The sequence below is a fragment of the Porticoccus sp. GXU_MW_L64 genome (assembly GCF_052983295.1).
The window spans coordinates 1-18,002 of sequence record NZ_JBRKJK010000003.1; the positions used below are offsets into that span (position 1 = coordinate 1).

Genomic DNA, 18,002 nt, shown 5'->3' on the forward strand with positions numbered 1-18,002 from the left:
GTTGTTACCCTCGTCATTGCGAGCGCAGCGAAGCAATCCAGTGTCTTTAACACGCTGATTTAAAAGCAAAGTCGCTGGATCCCCGCCTTCGCGGGGATGACGGATTTTGGTGTTCAACCAGATTCCAGCATGCAACGAAATCACCACCCCATTACCCAACACCAAACGCAAACCAGGTGTGAGACTCAAACTGCTCACCCGGGTGCAACAGTGTTGATGGGAACAGGGGGCGATTGGGGGAATCCGGGAAGTGCTGGGTTTCCAGGCAAACCGCCGCGCGCCGGTTGAGCGTCTGGCCATTTTTGCCCACAGTACAGTTATCAAGAAAATTGGCGGTATACACCTGAAGCCCCGGTTCGGTGGTGGATACAGACAGCTTTCTGCCGCTCCTGGGGTCGTACAACACCGCCACCGGCTCGGGAGATTGTGTAGGCGCCACCCCCAGCACCCATGTGTGATCGTAACCATTACCCCTGATCAGCTGCTCGTGAGGCATGTGGATACGCTCACCCAGCTGTCGATCTGCGCGAAAATCAAATGGCGTTGCGGACACGGATAACAGCTCCCCACTGGGAATAAGGCGGCTGTCCAGCTGCAAAAACCGGTCTGCATTTACCCGCAAGCGGTGATCCAGAACCGGCGCTCCCAAGTCCCCCGACAAATTAAAATAGCTGTGTTGCGACAGGTTCAGTACTGTCAGCTTGTCGCAGCGGGCCCGGTACTGCACTTTCAACTCATTGTGCCGGGTTAAGGTGTAGGTCACCTCCACCTGCAGATTACCCGGATAACCCTGTTCACCGTCGGGGCTTGTGTGGCACAGCACCAGGCTGGGGCCTTCGTCGCCCTGCCTGCTTTGTGCTTGCCACAGTACCCGGTTAAAGCCGCTGTCCCCACCATGCAGGTGGTTGCCGTCATTGTTGCCGGGCAACACATAGTGATTGCCGGCAATACTCAAGCGCCCCCCGGCGATACGCCCGGCATAGCGGCCCAGAACTGCTCCCAGATAAAACTTGTCTTGTTGATATTGGGCGAGACTGTCGTAGCCAAGCACCACATCCGCCAGCTGGCCATGGCGATCCGGCACATGGAGTTCGGTGATAATGCCACCGTAATTGATAATACTGGCTCGCATTCCCTGGGCATTGCCCAGGCAATACTGATGAACTTCACGACCGTCGGGCAATTGGCCGTAAAGACTTTTGTGAATTGTACCGAGTTCTGCCGCCATCATATTCCGGGTGTTATCGCCATTATCAAACTCGGCCGCCATCAACAATCAATGACTGGCCGGTAATCACGGATGACGCACTGGCCCCCAAAAAGAGCGCAGACTGAGCCACATCTTCACAGGCAATGGTGGTTTTCAGGGATTGCTGATCCAGGCATTCCTGCAAAGCCTCCGGCGTTACCCAGAGCTCTCTTTGGCGTTCGGTCATTACCCAGCCGGGAATCAGGCAGTTAACACGGATGTTATCGGGCCCCAATTCCCGGGCCAGTGCTTTGGTCAAACCGACAATACCCGCTTTGGAAGCCACATAAGCCGGGTAACCGGACAGGCCGAGAACGGCGGAGTTTGAACCCAGATTGATGATCGAACCACCGCCGGACCCACGCATTCCCTCTACGGCAAACTGGGCGGAAAAGTAGTGGGGACGCAGGTTGGTGTTCATGGCGTCGTCCCACTGATCCGTATTGTAGCTGCCGACATCGTGACGGGTATCTCTGGCGGCGTTATTGATCAACACCTTGATAGGCCCGACACTACTTTGAAAGTCCTCCATAATGGCTTTCAAACTGTCAATATCGCGAATATCGCAGGGGTAAAACTGCGGGCGATTGCCGGTGGCCTGCTCTATCTCGTCGCACAGTCGGCTTGCCGGGTCCTGGGGCAGAGAGACAAAGCCTACCTTCGCCCCCTGCAATGCAAAGGCGGCAACCATGGCCGCACCAATTCCCGAGCCCCCGCCAGTGATAAACACACCCGCTCCGGCAAGGTCTTTGTACTCCGGGAAAAAGCCGGTGGTGGCGTTTTCCAATGTGCCTTTAATATCACTTAAATAAGCCGATGAACTCATGTTTAGTCCCACTGCTTTTTTATCAACTGTTAACGAAAACCCACTGACTATCGTTACCCCGCCACTACCGTCCCTGTTATTCTGAGCACAGCGAAGAATCCCGGCCCCGGGCTTTCAGACCCTTCGCTGCGCTCAGGGTGACAGGCGTTACCACTCGGCAACAGAACCATCATCGTGACGCCACAGGGGGTTTTTCCAGTTCATGGGCTGTCGGGCGGCTTGCTGTACCGCGTCTTCGTCAATGACCACACCCAAACCGGGGCCCGGCAACGGTTTGATAACGCCATCTTTGATGGCAAAGTCGTCTTTGTTGACCACATAATCCAGCAAGTCGGCTTCCTTGTTGTAATGAATACCCATGGACTGTTCCTGAATCACCGCATTATAGGACACGAAATCCACTGTCAAACAGGCCGCCAGTGCGATGGGCCCCAGGGGGCAGTGTGGCGCCAGACCAACATCGTAGGCCTCGGCCATGGCAGCGATTTTCACACACTCGCTAATGCCACCAGCGTGTGACAGGTCGGGCTGGATAATGCCAAGCCCGCCGCACTGCAACACGCGCTTGAATTCAAAGCGGCTGTACATGCGCTCCCCCGCCGCCAGCACAATGCTGGATTGCTCGCAGAGCTTGGGGTATTGCTCAAACTGCTCTGCCAGTACGGGTTCTTCAACAAACAGCGGATGGAACGGCTCCAGTTCCTTGAGCAACACTTTGGCCATGGGCACAGAAACCCGACCGTGGAAGTCCAGGCCAAAATCAATACGGCTGCCAAAGGCTTCGCGAATGGTAGCCACACGGGTCACCACTTTTTCAACCGCACGGTGGCTGTCGATCATTTTCAGTGGCCCGCAGCCATTGAGTTTGAAGGTGTCCCAGCCCTGGGCCAGGCGCTCTTCCATCTGACGCACTTCATCGCTGGGGTCATCGCCACCCACCCAGCAGTAAGTTTTCATGCTGTCGCGGCAGGTGCCACCCAACAGTTCGTACACAGGTTGCCCCAGGTCTTTACCTTTGATGTCCCAGAGCGCCTGATCGATGCCGGCAATGGCAGACATCAGAATCGGGCCCCCGCGGTAAAAACCGCCGCGGTAAAGCGTCTGCCAGATATCATTGATTTTGCGGGGGTCTTTGCCAATCAGGTAGCAGGACAACTCCTCCACCGCCGCCGCAACCGTGGCCGCGCGCCCTTCAATGACCGGCTCACCCCAGCCGGTAATACCCGCATCGGTATCAATCGCCAAAAACATCCATCTGGGAGCCACTGGATATAAACGAATGCCCTGGATTTTCATGCTTTACTACCTGTTTAATAATTATTCAATATAGGGCACTTCTAAAAATGCACTATTTTTAGACGCACCCTATCGGTAATCAATTATGGACTCTGCCTGAATTTTATAATAGTATTTATATTACTAAAAAACAATGTTAAATCTGCAGCGCTTTTCTTCTGAAAATGCACGAAGCCATACCATGAATACAACTGCCTGCTACATCGTTGGCGACTGGGGCACCACCAATCTGCGCCTGTTCTTGCTGGATAGCGTCTCTGGGGACTGCCTGGCCCAGGTCAACGGCCCGGGTATTGGCAAAACTGCCCAGGATCGGATTCCCGAGCTGCTGAGCAAACTGGTCTCACCCTGGCTGGACCGGAATATTGAGCAGATTCTGTTGTGCGGCATGGTGGGCTCTACCATAGGTTGGCTGGACGCTGGCTATATTGACTGCCCCCTGCCCCTGATCACACTGAAAGACCACCTTTGCCCGGTACCCGACACAAAAATACCCACCCGCATTGTCCCCGGTATTCGCTGCCAGAGCCCCACCGGTGCAATGGACATTATGCGCGGCGAAGAAACCCAATTGCTGGGTGCCCTGCGCAGCGAACCACAGTTAAACCAGGGCAGCCATCTGCTGTGCCTGCCTGGTACCCACAGCAAGTGGGTGTTATTGAAAGAGGGTGTGGCCGAGAGTTTTTTGACCAGTCTCAGTGGCGAGCTGTTTGCCACACTAAAGAGCCACAGCATTCTCGCTCCCGGTGCCAATGACAGCAGCCCCGATGAGGAATACTTTGTACAGGGAGTACAGCGCAGCATTGAGCAAAGTAGCTGCGATCTGATTCACTTGTTATTCGAAACCCGCAGCCGACAAATTGCCGGCAAGCTCCCCGCTCAACAGGCGGCGGACTTTCTGTCTGGATTGATCATCGGCCGGGACATTCAAAACGCCCTTGGGCTGTTTGCCGATACCGACCCACAGCAGCCCATACACTTTATTGCTAACCCGGCGCTGAACCGGCTCTATTGTCTGGCCTGCGAACAAATAAGCCTCTCCTGTCAGGCATTGAACGGCGATCAGCTATCCCTGCTTGGCATGCAAACGTTGCGTTAATTCCATTTTTTATCAAGAGCCATTTACCATGCCTTTCGATCCCGATCAGCTACTCAAAGAATCCCCCATCGTTGCCATATTGCGTGGCATACAGCCCAGCGAAATTATCGACGTGGCCGAAATACTGGTGGCTGAGGGCATTCGGGTTATTGAAGTGCCCCTCAACTCGCCCGACCCTTACACCAGCATCAAATTGTTGTGCGATCGCTTTGGCGACAGCTGCCTGTGCGGTGCGGGCACCGTGGTTACCCCTGAGCAGGTGGATTTGGTCCATCGGGCCGGCGGCAAACTGGTGGTGGCGCCCAATACCGATGCAGCGGTTATCCGCCGCTCTGTGGAACTTGGCATGATTCCCACACCCGGTTTTAATACCCCCACCGAGGCGTACCAGGCCATCCACGCCGGGGCCACTTATCTGAAGATGTTCCCCGCCGCCAATATTGGCCTGGATTACTTCCGTTCCATCTCGGCCATTTTGCCCAAACACGTCCGCGTAGTTGCTACCGGCGGTGTAAACCCCGGCAACCTGGGCGAATGGTTGCAGGCAGGCGTTGCCGCAGCGGGAATAGGCGGCGATCTGTATAAGCCAGGAGTGACCTTGGAAGACTTGCGCACCAAAGCCAGGGCTTTGCTGGCGGCGGTAGAGAACAGGTGATTATGGAAGCCGAGTTAATCCACAGCATTCCGGTACACAACACCCTCGGTGAAGGCGTTGTGTGGGACGCCCGCAGCCAGTCTGTGTGGTGGACCGACATTCAGCAAAGCCGCCTGTACTGTATGGCTTACCCAAGCCTGGCCATACGCCATTTTGACACCCCGGAACGACTGTGCTGTTTTGCATTGACAGACAACCCGGACACACTGCTGGTAGCGTTTGCCAGCGGCTTTGCCCTGTACCAGGCCAACACCGGCACTATTGACTGGCTGCATCGCCCGCAAGAAATACAACCCGGCAGCGGTCGCCGCCTTAATGATGGCCGCCTGGATCGCCAGGGGCGCTTTTGGGTGGGCGCCATGGTGGAAGACGAAGCCGCCGCAGGCAGCGATTCCGCAAACCTTTACTGCCTGAACAGCGATGGCAGCCTGTCTGTTCACAAATCCGATATTGGCATTTCAAACGGTATTTGCTGGGCACCGGATAACCGCACCTTCTATTTTGCCGACTCTTCAGCACAAAAAATATTTTCATATAAGTATGATATGTCCAGTGGTAAACTATCCGCGCAAAACCTGTTTGCAGCCACACCCGAAAACCACTACCCGGATGGCGCGGTAACCGATTCAAACGGGCAGCTGTGGAGCGCCCACTGGGGCGGCAGGTGCCTGCAAAGCTACACCCCGCAAGGCAAAGTGGCCCAGCGCATCGAAATACCCACTGCGCAGCCCAGTTGTCTGGCGTTTGGTGGCCCGGATTTGACAACTCTGTTTGTCACCTCTGCCCGCCAGGATTTGACGGCACAACAACTGGCAAAAGACACCCAGGCAGGTAACCTGTTTGTTTTACAAACCACCATTACCGGGCTGGCAGAACCCATTTATTCGCATCGGTAATCAGGAGTAAAATCCAGTGGCTTCTACACAAAATCTGACACAGACCATTGTCCAGAAGCTGGGCAAGGATATCGTCACCGAACATTACACCCCCGACCAACCCTTCCCGATTGAAGCTGAACTCTGTGAAACCTTCGGTGCCTCCCGCAGTGTTTTGCGCGAAGCGGTAAAAATGCTCACCGCCAAGGGCCTGCTGAGCGCACGGCCACGGCAAGGTACCCGGGTGCAACCGGAAGAAAACTGGAACCTGCTGGACCCGGATGTGCTCAGCTGGCTGCTGGAGCGACAAGTCTCCCTGTCGCTGTTGGCGGAATTTGCAGAAATGCGCGTTTCCATTGAACCCATGGCAGCAAAACTGGCTGCCCGACACGCCACCGATGAACAGCTGGCCGCCATTGAGCAGGCGGTCAAACGTATGGAAGCGGCAGAATCCGGGCTGGACGACCCACTGGATTCCGACATCGCTTTTCACGTGGCAGTTCTGCAGGCCAGCGGCAATCGCTTTTTACACCAGTTCGACCAGATGATCAGCACCGCCTTGAAATTCAGCATTCGCTTTACCAACCGTTTGAAAGGGGTGCGCATCGCCAGTGTCGCCGACCACCGCGCCACTTACGAAGCCATCAAATCCGGTCACCACAAAAAAGCCGCGCAACTGATGGAAGCCATGAACCAGGAAGCGCTGGATATGTTTCGCAAAGCCATCGCTGAAAATAAGGCGGCCTGATAAATAATGGCCATGCAAATCGGTCTGGTCGCTCACGACGAAATGAAACACAGCCTGCTGGAGTGGGTTAAAACCCATCGCAAAGAATTGGGTAACTGCCATATTGTCGCCACCGGCACCACCGGTGGGTTGATTTCAAAAGCCTGCCCCGAGCTGGATATAGAGCCACTGAAAAGCGGCCCCCTGGGGGGCGACCAGCAAATTGGTGCACGTATTTGCGAAGGCAAACTCAACGCGCTGATATTCTTTATCGACCCGCTCTCCCCCATGCCTCACGATGTGGATGTAAAAGCCCTTACCCGGCTGGCAACGCTCTACAATATTCCGCACGCCTACAACCAGGCCACCGCCAATCTGATTGCCGAAAACCTCGACCGCCTGCCACCACCGAGCAGCACCCCGGTTAAACCCACACCATTCTCACGGGAACAGTGATAACACCATGAACAAGCTGGAACAGTTAAGAACCATGACCACCGTTGTGGCCGATACCGGAGACATCGCCTCCATCCGCCGCTTTCAACCCACCGATGCCACCACCAACCCCGCCCTGTTGCTCAAGGCCGCACAAACAGACGAAGGCCGGCCGGTACTGGCAGAGTCTGTGCAGTGGGCCAAAGCCCAGGGGTTTGCCGGAGACGAGCTGCTGTCCCAGGCCACAGAGCGCTTTACCATTCACATCGGCAAACAAATCGCCCAGATCGTACCGGGCAGGGTTTCCACAGAAGTGGATGCGCGGCTGTCGTTTGACACCCAGGCCATGGTGGACAAAGCCCGCCACCTGATCGACCTGTACGCGGCGGCGGGCGTACCCTCCAACCGCATACTGATCAAATTGGCGTCCACCTGGGAAGGCATTCGCGCCGCAGAAATTCTCGAAAAAGACAACATCCAGTGCAACCTGACACTGCTGTTCTGCTTTGCCCAGGCCGCCGCCTGTGCCGATGCCGGTGTTACCTTGATCTCACCGTTCGTGGGCCGTATTTACGACTGGTATCAACAACAATCGCCTGACCGGATTATCCAGCCCCAGGACGACCCCGGCGTGCAATCCGTACAGCGCATTTACCGCTATTACAAAGAAAACGGCTACCCCACCATTGTCATGGGCGCCAGCTTCCGCACCACCGGGCAAATCGAAGAACTGGCAGGCTGCGACAACCTGACCGTAAGCCCGGAACTGCTGGCGGCGCTGGAAAATGACAACGGCGAACTGCCCAGAAAACTTTCCCCGGAACAGGCCGCACAATCCGCTAACGGAAAAGTAGTGACCGATGAAAAAGCCTTTCGCTGGCAATTGAACGACGACCCCATGGCCAACGAAAAACTCGCCGAAGGCATTCGCAAATTCTCCGTGGACCAATGCCAGCTGGAAGCGCTGGTCAAACAGTTGGGGTAGGGTTAATAAAGGTCATTGCGATAAAACATAGCCTGTCACCCTGAGTGAAGCGAAGGGTCTGCCAGCACCGGGATTCTTCGCTGCGCTCAGAATGACAGTGTAAGGCAATGGCGAGCATTGCAAATTCCGTTATCGCGATGATCTTTTATGGGGCCTGGTACAACAACTCCGTATACTGATCGGCCACATCGCTCCACAAAAACCGGGCTTGGCTGGCGGCGCTGGCGATGGCTTGCCATTTTGCCTTGTTGCGCTGTTTGCAGTTTATCGCCTTGCCGAGCGCGGCCACCATATTGGCGGCCTGCTCCTGAAGATTGTCACCGCTGAAGCTGAAACCGTTAACGCCATCTTCCACAGTGTCATTCAAGCCGCCCACTCGATGCACCAGGCAGGGTTGCCCGGCGCGCATGGACAGCATTTGGCTGATGCCGCAGGGCTCGAAGGAGCTGGGCATTACAAACAGGTGGCCGCTGGCGTAAAGCGCCTGGGACACCGCTTCCGAATAGCCTTTCAAAAACAGCAGACGGGGCTGGCGGGCGGATGCTTGGGTTAAAAAATCTTCCAGCTCCGGGGTTCCGCTGCCCAGAATCACAAACACCCCGTTCTGGGGCAGCTGTTCCACCATGGCATCCAGGGCACACTGGCCATTTTCCAGGTTTTGTCGCAGCAGCAGTGCCTTTTGGTCGGTAATACGGCCAACAGAGGTCAGCAGGGTCGGGAACCGGGTGGTGTTTTTAAAGCGCTCGACCCATTGCTGTATCCGTTGCAGGGCGATGATATGAGCACTGTGGGCATAACGGTCTGCGGCCATCCACTTGAACACCTCCCCTTCACACAGGGTCAGCAGCTTTTTGACGGTCAGCCCCGGCGCTTGCTCGCCGGAATATTCACAGCCATTGAGAATACCGTGCAGGCGCCCTTGTGCGGCGGCTCTTTGCAAGTCCTCCTGCAAACCCTCACCGCCAAAATAGCCGCGCTGCGGTTCACTGGGCTGCTGAATTTCCCGAGCATAGGTGGGCGACACCGCGTGCACCCGGTCGCACAGGTTAATGCCCGCCCGCATGGGGTTGATGCAGTGGGGTGCGCGGGGGTCGTTAATGGTATTTTGGTCAATGAGGCCTTGATCAACGTTGAGTTGTGGAAACCAGGCCCGCAGGGAAGAACCGTCCCCCGCCAGGGGCCGCACCCCCTGCAACGCCAGGTTGTGAATGCTGTACACCGTGTGCAGTGTTTTTAAACTCTGGTAACAGGGGTCATAAGCCCGCAACACCGACACCATTGCCCCGTGCCAGTCGTGCAGGTGCAATACGTCCAGGCGGCCAAACTGTTCGGCTTTCACCGCACTGGCCACCGCCGCGCAGAAAAGCGCGAATTTGCTGGCGTCTGAGGCAAAGGGGCGATCCGACGGGTCATCGCAATAAATTCGGCCGGGGCCACCAATGGCAAACAGCGGGTGTTCCAATACCCACAGATCCACATTGGTGGTCGGTTTTTTTGCGGGTACGCGATGCAGGCTGACCGTCTCGACAACACCTCCAAAGGGCACATCCAGATGGGCCTGCAGCTGTGAGCCCGGCAAGTTGGAAAAGTGACCGTAACCCGGGGTGACCACCTGCACCTGATGGCCCGCTGCCGCCAGTGCCGGGGGAATATCCCGCACCACATCACCAATGCCGCCCACCTTGCCTCCGGGCAGAGCATCGTTCTCGGAGGAAACCATTAAAATTCGCATTGTTCGCCTCTTGGTTGTCTGTCAGTTAATCTTATCGGGTGCTTGAGAGCGATGTTCGCAGGCGGCAAAGTTAACTAGGTAATCACATCCGGCCCACTGCGGCCAGTGTACTGGCGGATACCGGCAATGGCATCTGCAGCATCAATCAATGGTTGCAGCACCTGCTGGGCATCTTCCCCAAACTGACTCGGGTCATCGCTGTAGCTGTCGATGTAAAGGCGCAGGGTAGCGCCCTGGGTGCCGGTGCCAGACAAGCGAAACACCAAACGGCTGTCGTTATCGAAATAGATACGCACACCCTGATGGCTGGAACAGCTGCCATCCACCGGGTCTGTGTATTGAAAGTCATCTGCGGCGGTCACGGTAAGATTACCCAGTTGTCGACCGGGCAGATCATTCAGCTGCGCTTTGAGCGCCGCCATCATTTGCCCGGCGGCATCGCTGTCTATGCCCTCGTAATCGTGCCGGGTAAAAAAGTCGCGGCCGTACTTCTGCCAATGCTGCTGCACCATCTGTTTCGCCGACAAACCGGTTATCGCCAGCAAATTGAGCCAGAACAGCACCGCCCAGAGACCGTCCTTTTCGCGCACATGGTTGGAACTGGTGCCAAAGCTCTCCTCACCGCACAGGGTGATTTTGCCGGCATCGAGAAGGTTGCCAAAAAACTTCCAGCCTGTAGGCGTTTCATAACAGTCGAAACCCTGCTCCCGGGCAACCCGGTCCACAGCGCGGCTGGTGGGCATGGAGCGGGCAACGCCGGCAATACCGCTGCTATAGGCTGGCACCTTGGTGGCATTGGCCGCCAGTACCGCCAGACTGTCGCAGGGGTTGATGTAAAAATTATTGCCCAACACCATATTGCGGTCGCCATCGCCGTCAGAAGCGGCGCCAAAGTCCAGGGCATCATCGCCCTGCAAACGTTCCACCAGCTGTTTTGCATGGGCCAGATTGGGGTCCGGGTGGCCGCCGCCGAAGTCTTCCAGTGGCTCGGCATTGATCACCGAACCGGGCTCCGCTCCCAGACAGTTTTCGAGGATTTCACGGGCATAGGGGCCGGTCACTGCGTGCATGGCGTCGAAGCAAAAGCGAAACTCACCGCTGCTCAGCAGGGCTCTCATGGCGTCAAAATCAAACAATTGCGCCATCATGTCCGCGTAATCCCGAACCGGGTTAATCACCTCCACACGGCAATCGCCAAGACTCAAGTCAGCGAGCCGGTCGAGATCCATATCACTGCTGTCGAGGGTCAGATATTCCGAGATTTGCAGGCTGTGCTGATAGATGGCTTCGGTCACCTGCTCGCTGGCCGGGCCGCCATTATCGCTATTGAACTTGACCCCAAAATCCTGATCCGGGCCACCGGGGTTGTGGCTGGCAGACAATATGATGCCGCCACAGGCGTTGTATTTGCGAATCACACAGGAGGCCGCCGGGGTAGAGAGAATCCCCCCCGCCCCGATCAGCAAGCGGGAAAAGCCATTGGCCGCCGCCATACGGATAATGGTCTGGATCGCCTGCCGATTGTAGTAACGGCCATCGCCCCCGATAACGAGGGTTTTTCCCTCGCAGGGTGCCAGGGTGTTAAAGATCGACTGAACAAAATTTTCCAGATAGCCGGGCTGCTGAAAAGCGACCACTTTTTTGCGCAATCCGGATGTACCCGGTTTTTGATCGTCATAGGGATTTGTGGTTTTTCTGATAATGGTCAATGGATTTCCCGTTAATTTAGGCGTTGTTAAAATTTTATTCTAACCAGATTGTAGCTGTTCACCATGCCTTGAAGACGTAAATCTGGAGTGGCTTTCTGTGACCGCGGCCAGCAAGGATGCTGGCCTCGAGCTTACATGGAAGTACTCGCAGCGTGTCACAGAAAACCACTCCGGGTTTATGTCCTGCGGCTCAGCAACATGAATAGCACCCAAGACCATTGTGACTTCAAATCATTGCTGTCCCATAAACTTTGAGTCTTTACCCATGAAACGTAGGAGACATAAAACCCTCGAGGGGCTTAGGGGGCGGCAGTGACTTCAAATCATGGAGAACAACTGGTAAAAAGAATACCTTCCCTGTTCAAATAGGCCTTTAAAACGGCCCTTCCCGCTGCCCCAGCATACCCTTGGTCACCAGGGTAACGCCTTTGTCCGACACCCGGAAACCGCGGGCTTTATCCTGCTCGGCATCGACACCGATCTCCATACCCGGCGGGATACAGCAACCACGGTCAATAATGGTGCGGCGAATGGTGCAGTTGCGCCCTATCTCCACCTCCGGCAACACCACAGATTCTTCGATGGTGCTGTAAGAGTGCACACGCACATTGGAGAACAGCAGCGACTGGCGCACCTCCGACCCGGAAATAATACAGCCGCCGGAAACCAGCGAATCCACCGCCATGCCACGGCGGTCATCCCGGTCAAAAACAAACTTGGCGGGGGGCAGCTGGGACTGATAAGTCCAGATGGGCCATTTGTCGTCGTAGAGATTCAGCGGCGGCGTGGTCTGCATCAGCTCCATATTGGCCTCCCAAAAGGAATCGATGGTACCCACATCCCGCCAGTAAGCGCGCTGATTGGTTTTTGCCTCGCGAAACGGATAGGCAACAATGTTGTGATCGTCGATCACCGAAGGAATGATGTCGTTGCCAAAATCGTGGCTGGAATTTTCGTTTTTGGCGTCCTTTAACAACTGATCAAACAAGAAGCCGGTATCAAAAATATAGTTGCCCATGGACGCCAGACACAGATCCGTCTGCCCCGGCACCGGGGTCGGGTTTTGCGGTTTTTCTTCAAACCCGACAACGCGGTTTTCCGTGTCTACCGCCATTACCCCAAAGGCGCCCGCCGCCTCCTCCACCGGCACTTCCAGACAGGCGATACTCATGGCGGCACCGGAGGCAACGTGCTCCGCCAGCATAGCGCCATAATCCATTTTATAGATGTGGTCACCGGAGAGAATCACCACATACTTGGGCATTTCCGAACGGATAATATCCAGGTTTTGGTACACCGCATCCGCGGTGCCCTGGTACCAGTCGTCAGAAAAGCGCTGGGAGGCGGGGAATATTTCCACAAATTCCCCGAGCTCTTTTTTGAAGTGGCTCCAACCCTGCAGCATATGGCGCACCAGAGAGTGCGCCTTGTACTGGGTGAGTACCCCGATGCGGCGGATTCCGGAGTTGATGCAGTTCGACAAGGGGAAGTCGATAATGCGGAATTTGCCGCCAAAATACACCGCTGGCTTGGCGCGCCAATCGGTCAGCTCATACAGCCGGGAGCCCCGCCCCCCGGCCAGCACCAGAGCAAAAGCGTCCTTGGCCAGATAGCGCGGGTCGAGATCGCGGCTGTCGTTTTCGGTGTTGTGTTCACTCATCAATTTTCCCCTTCGTCGGCGCGCCCGGTGGCGCATATAAAGTTACTTAAATTGTAACTATTCAGTACCCTTTGAATTCACAATGGCGCGGGCGCTATTTGTGGGATTTTGTCGCGAGACGTAAATCCGGGGTGGCTTGCAGTGACACGCTGCAAGCCACCCCAGATTCACGCCTTCAAGTTTTTCAGAACGTGCTGAATATTTACCTTAAATTTTCCAAATATCCCGATTGTAATCCTGGATGGTGCGATCACTGGAAAAGCCACCACTGGCCGCGGTATTGAGAATACTCAGGCGCGTCCAGTGTTGCTGATCTCCGTAAGCATCCGCCACCCGCTGTTGGGCATCCACATAACTGCGGAAATCCGCTGCGGTCATCCAAGCGTCGTCACTACTGCGAACAGAGGCACTGACTGATTCAAAAATGCCCTGTTCAAACAGATTGAAATGGCCGCTCTCTAAAAGATGCATCACTCGCCTGAAATCCTCATCCCCATCGATAATGGCGTTGGGGTTGTAATTCTGGCGAGCTGTCATCACCTCCCGGGCCTCCAGGCCAAACAGGAAGAAGTTGTCTTCGCCCACCGCATCGCGAATTTCGATATTGGCGCCGTCCAGGGTGCCAATGGTCAGGGCACCGTTCATCATAAACTTCATATTGCCGGTACCGGATGCCTCTTTGCCCGCTGTGGAAATCTGCTCGGACAGATCCGTGCCCGGGCAAATAATTTCCATGGCAGTCACCCGATAATTGGGTACAAAGGCCACCCGCAACCAGGGCTGAGCACGGGGGTCTTTGTTGACCACAGTCGCCACATTGTTGATCAATTTGATGATGGTTTTTGCCATGGCATACCCGGGTGCCGCCTTGCCGCCAATCAATACCGCGCGGGGCTGCATGCCCTCGGTATCGCCGCGCACAATGCGATCATACAGGTGAATCACATGGAGGATGTTGAGCAACTGGCGCTTGTATTCGTGAATGCGCTTGACCTGTACATCAAACAGCATGGAGGTGTCGAACTGCACCCCGCACTCGCGCTCTACAAAGGCCGCCAGGCGTTGTTTGTTCACTTGTTTGACCCCCTGCCAGCGGGCGCGAAAATCCTCATTGTCTGCATATTGCGCCAATTCGCTGATGTGATCCAGGCGGGTAATCCAGGCATCGCCAATGGTCTCATTCACCAGGTCTTTCAGCGGTGTGTTGCAGTGGGCCAGCCAGCGGCGCGGGGTTACGCCGTTGGTTTTGTTGTTGAACTTGTGCGGCCATAACTGGTAGAAATCCAGAAACAGGCCTTCCTTCAACAACTCTGTATGCAGAGCCGCCACACCGTTGACGGAGTAACTGCCAACAATGGCCAGGTGCGCCATGCGCACCTGCGGGTTGTTGCCCTCGGCGATGATGGACATGCGGCGCTGGCGCTCCACATCGCCGGGCCAGCGCTCGGACACCTGCGCCAGAAAACGGGCATTGATTTCATAAATAATATCCAGCAGACGCGGCAACAGCGTTTGGAACAGGCTCACTGACCAGGTTTCCAGCGCTTCCGGCAACAGGGTGTGGTTGGTGTAGGCCATGGTTTTTGAGGTAATGCCCCAGGCCTCGTCCCAACTCAGCAGGTACTCGTCCATCAGCAGGCGCATCAGCTCCGCTACCGCCACAGTGGGGTGGGTGTCATTGAGCTGGAAACCGTTCTTTTCAGCAAACTGGCTGAAATCCTTGCCCTGCTGTTTTACCCAGCGACGCAGCACATCCTGCAGGCTGGCGGAGGCCAGGAAGTACTGCTGACGGAGGCGCAATTCCTTGCCGTTTTCACTGGCGTCGTTGGGGTAGAGCACCATGGTGATCTGCTCTGCCAGGTTTTTGGCCGCCACCGCTTCGGTGTAGCTGCCGGCGTTGAATTCATCCAGGTTAAATTCGTCGGTGGCAGCGGACTTCCACAAACGCAGGGTGTTGACGGTGTTGTTGCGATAGCCGGGCACCGGCACATCGTAGGGCACCGCCAAAACATCACTGCTGTTGGCCCAGCGAGCGCGCTGCTGGCCGTTGTGGTCGCTGTAGTATTCGGTGTTGCCAAAAAATTTCACCCGGCAGGTATTTTCCGGGCTTTCGATTTCCCAGGGGTTGCCGTCCCGCAGCCAGTGATCCGGGAATTCCACCTGATGACCATCGGCAATTTTCTGGTGGAACATGCCGTATTCGTAGCGGATGCCGTAACCGGTAACCGGCAGTTCCAGGCTGGCACAGCTGTCCAGAAAACAGGCCGCCAAACGGCCCAGGCCACCGTTGCCCAGCCCGGCGTCCAGTTCTTCCTGTAGCACGTCTTCCAGGGTGCAGCCGTAGTTTTTCAGAGCTTCGCGAACCGGTTCTTCCAACTCCAGGTTGATCACCGCGTTGGTGAGGGCACGCCCCATCAGGAATTCCAGTGAGAGGTAATTGATGCGCTTGGGCTGTTCTTCCATATAGCGGTCGCGGGTGTTGCGCCAGCGTTCTACCAGGCGGTCGCGCACCGTCAGTGCCAGTGCATTGAACAGGTAGCGGTGGGAGTTATCGGCCAGTTCGTCGCGGCCCAACGTCAGACTAAAGTGGCGCTTCAGGTCGTCCACGACCCGCTCGCAATCCATCCCCAGGGGTTCCACATCGCGCCAGGGCGTTGGTTGTATTGAGTTCATGCTTAGAATTCCTTGAGATAATTGGTCAAAATGGTTACCGATTGCCCGGCCACTTCAATAGCGCCCTCTTGCAGCGACAGCTCATGGGGCGCTGCAATCTGATCCTGAGAAGTATCCGCCAGGCAATACCAGTGCGGCTGTTCCGGCAAGTGGAATGTCTGCGACTGGCGTTCGTTGTTAAATATGGTCAACACCGTGGTACCGTCACTGTCGGTCAACATATAGCCCAACAGATAGTAATGGTGTTCCTGCCAGTGCTCGTCGCGCATATGTTCGCCATCGCTGTTTAACCAGGCGATTTTTACCTGACCGATGCCTGCCGGGGAATGCAGGTAATAGGGACATTTCAGCAACGGATAGGCACGCCGCAGTGCAATAAGGCGGCTGGCAAATTCACGCAGCTGAGCGGCATCGTCATCGAGATTCCAATTCAACCAGCTGACGTCGTTGTCCTGGCAATAGGCGTTGTTGTTGCCCTGCTGGGTTCGCCCCAGTTCATCCCCCGCCTGCAACATGGATACGCCTTGAGACACCATCAGGGTCGCCAGCATATTGCGCTGCTGGCAGCGGCGGGCGCGATTGATTGTCGGGTTGTCGGTTTCGCCCTCGATGCCAAAATTATCGCTGAGGTTATCCCGGTGGCCGTCGCGATTGCCTTCGCCGTTGGCGCTGTTGTGGCGCTCCTGGTAGCTCACCAGGTCGCGCAGGGTAAAGCCGTCGTGACTGGCAACGTAGTTGATACTGGCCCAGGGCTTGCGCCCGGAGCGTTCAAAAATATCACTGGAACCGTGAATACAGCGGGCAAAGGACGGCAGATTGCCCGGTTCCCGCCGCCAGAATCGGCGTACCGTGTCCCGGTAGTTGTCGTTCCACTCGCTCCAACCGGCGGGAAAGTTGCCCAGTTGGTAACCACCGGGGCCAATATCCCAGGGCTCGGCGATAAATTTGCAGCGGGTCAATTGCGGGTCCTGATTCACCGCCTGAAAAAACGCCGCTTCGCGGTTAAAGCCCTGGGCTTCGCGCCCCATCACCGCCGCCAGGTCAAAGCGAAAGCCGTCCACTCCCATCTCACCACTCCAGTAGCGCAGGCTGTCCATGACCATCCGCATCACCCGGGGGTGATTGGTATTGAGGGTATTGCCGCAGCCGGTGTCGTTCAGGTAGTAGCGTGGCTGCTCTGATTGCAGCCGGTAATAAGAGGCGTTGTCGATACCCCGAAAACTGAGGGTTGGACCGAAGTGATTGCTCTCGCAGGTGTGGTTGTAAACCACGTCCAGTATCACTTCCAGGCCGGCGTCGTGGTAGGCGTCTACCATCTGACGAAATTCACCGATGTCACCGTTGCTCAGGTAGCGACCGTGGGGTGAGAAGAAATTCAGGGTGTTGTAACCCCAATAGTTGCCGAGGCCTTTCTCCACCAAAAAGTGTTCGTCGATAAAGGCGTGTACCGGCAGCAGCTCAACACTGGTGATTCCCAGCGCTTTCAGGTATTCGATGATTTTTGCCTGACTCAAACCCGCAAAGCGGCCGCGCATCAACTCCGGCACATCCGGATGAGCGATGGTAAAACCGCGAGTGTGAAGTTCGTAGAGGGTGGTGTCTCTCCAAGGCACCCTGGGCCTGGCCAAGGCAGGTCGAGCGTCGAAAGGGGCAACCACCACGGATTTTGGCACCCAGGGGGCATTGTCCCAATTGTTGAACGAGATATCCTGTTCCGGGTCGCCGCGGTGATAGCCAAAATGGGCTTCATTCCAGCTGAACTCGCCGTGCAATTGTTTGGCGTATGGGTCGATCAGCAGCTTGTTGGGGTTGAAGCGATGGCCTTCCTGTGGGTCGTGGGGGCCATACACCCGATAGCCGTAAATGGCTCCCGGCTGCAATCCGGGGTAATAGCCGTGCCAGATATCGTGGGTTTTCTCCGGCAGTGTGTGGCGGGATATTTCGTACTGGCCGGCACTGTCGTACAGGCACAACTCCACCTTTTCAGCATGGGCGGAAAACAGTGCGAAATTGACGCCCTCCCCGTCCCAGTTGGCTCCGAGGCTGTAGTGATGTCCGGGCTCCAGTGCTTTCAAGGTCAT

General features: G+C 56.1%; 14 protein-coding genes. 6 read left to right on the forward strand and 8 right to left on the reverse strand.

Going from position 1 to position 18,002, the window contains the following annotated elements; all coding sequences use genetic code 11:
- Positions 1–151: 151 nt before the first annotated feature.
- The 3 genes from ACVBEJ_RS02870 to dgoD form a co-directional block, all read right to left on the reverse strand.
- Positions 152–1,270, reverse strand: coding sequence for an aldose epimerase family protein (locus tag ACVBEJ_RS02870; protein ID WP_447128093.1), 1,119 nt, complete (start codon positions 1,268–1,270; stop codon positions 152–154).
- Positions 1,254–2,075, reverse strand: coding sequence for an SDR family NAD(P)-dependent oxidoreductase (locus tag ACVBEJ_RS02875; protein ID WP_447128094.1), 822 nt, complete (start codon positions 2,073–2,075; stop codon positions 1,254–1,256). Before ACVBEJ_RS02875 ends, ACVBEJ_RS02870 begins: the two co-directional genes overlap by 17 nt.
- A gap of 147 nt (positions 2,076–2,222) precedes the next feature.
- The gene (dgoD, locus tag ACVBEJ_RS02880) at positions 2,223–3,371 is read right to left on the reverse strand and encodes a galactonate dehydratase (RefSeq protein ID WP_447128095.1); all 1,149 of its coding nucleotides are present in this window, start codon (positions 3,369–3,371) and stop codon (positions 2,223–2,225) included.
- A 181-nt stretch (positions 3,372–3,552) separates the two neighbouring features.
- Between dgoD and ACVBEJ_RS02885 the strand changes: the two genes are divergently transcribed.
- From ACVBEJ_RS02885 to tal, 6 genes are read left to right on the forward strand one after another with little or no spacing between them, the layout of a single operon-like run.
- Positions 3,553–4,470, forward strand: coding sequence for a 2-dehydro-3-deoxygalactonokinase (locus ACVBEJ_RS02885; RefSeq protein ID WP_447128096.1), 918 nt, complete (start codon positions 3,553–3,555; stop codon positions 4,468–4,470).
- Between the two features lie 28 nt (positions 4,471–4,498).
- Positions 4,499–5,125, forward strand: a complete 627-nt coding sequence (locus ACVBEJ_RS02890; RefSeq protein WP_447128097.1) for a 2-dehydro-3-deoxy-6-phosphogalactonate aldolase — start codon at positions 4,499–4,501, stop codon at positions 5,123–5,125.
- A 2-nt stretch (positions 5,126–5,127) separates the two neighbouring features.
- A complete protein-coding gene (locus ACVBEJ_RS02895; protein WP_447128098.1) occupies positions 5,128–6,021 on the forward strand; it encodes an SMP-30/gluconolactonase/LRE family protein in 894 nt (297 codons plus the stop codon).
- A 16-nt stretch (positions 6,022–6,037) separates the two neighbouring features.
- Positions 6,038–6,748: a FadR/GntR family transcriptional regulator gene (locus ACVBEJ_RS02900; RefSeq protein WP_447128099.1), complete on the forward strand. Its 711-nt coding sequence runs from the start codon at positions 6,038–6,040 to the stop codon at positions 6,746–6,748.
- A 12-nt stretch (positions 6,749–6,760) separates the two neighbouring features.
- Positions 6,761–7,183: a methylglyoxal synthase gene (locus ACVBEJ_RS02905; RefSeq protein ID WP_447128100.1), complete on the forward strand. Its 423-nt coding sequence runs from the start codon at positions 6,761–6,763 to the stop codon at positions 7,181–7,183.
- Between the two features lie 7 nt (positions 7,184–7,190).
- Entirely contained in the window at positions 7,191–8,147 is a 957-nt protein-coding gene (tal, locus tag ACVBEJ_RS02910) for a transaldolase (RefSeq protein ID WP_447128101.1), read from the forward strand.
- A 145-nt stretch (positions 8,148–8,292) separates the two neighbouring features.
- Here the strand turns inward: tal and ACVBEJ_RS02915 are convergent, their stop codons facing one another.
- The 5 genes from ACVBEJ_RS02915 to glgX all read right to left on the reverse strand — a co-directional run bounded on the left by ACVBEJ_RS02915 (position 8,293) and on the right by glgX (position 18,002).
- Complete coding sequence (locus ACVBEJ_RS02915) at positions 8,293–9,879, reverse strand: glycogen synthase (RefSeq protein ID WP_447128102.1); 1,587 nt, start codon at positions 9,877–9,879, stop codon at positions 8,293–8,295.
- Positions 9,880–9,953: 74 nt separating this feature from the next.
- Entirely contained in the window at positions 9,954–11,588 is a 1,635-nt protein-coding gene (locus ACVBEJ_RS02920; RefSeq protein ID WP_447128103.1) for an alpha-D-glucose phosphate-specific phosphoglucomutase, read from the reverse strand.
- Positions 11,589–11,961: 373 nt separating this feature from the next.
- On the reverse strand, positions 11,962–13,248 hold the full coding sequence (gene glgC, locus ACVBEJ_RS02925; protein ID WP_447128104.1) for a glucose-1-phosphate adenylyltransferase: 1,287 nt from the start codon (positions 13,246–13,248) through the stop codon (positions 11,962–11,964).
- Positions 13,249–13,455: 207 nt separating this feature from the next.
- Complete coding sequence (locus ACVBEJ_RS02930) at positions 13,456–15,921, reverse strand: glycogen/starch/alpha-glucan phosphorylase (RefSeq protein ID WP_447128105.1); 2,466 nt, start codon at positions 15,919–15,921, stop codon at positions 13,456–13,458.
- 2 nt (positions 15,922–15,923) lie between these two features.
- Complete coding sequence (gene glgX, locus ACVBEJ_RS02935) at positions 15,924–18,002, reverse strand: glycogen debranching protein GlgX (RefSeq protein WP_447128106.1); 2,079 nt, start codon at positions 18,000–18,002, stop codon at positions 15,924–15,926.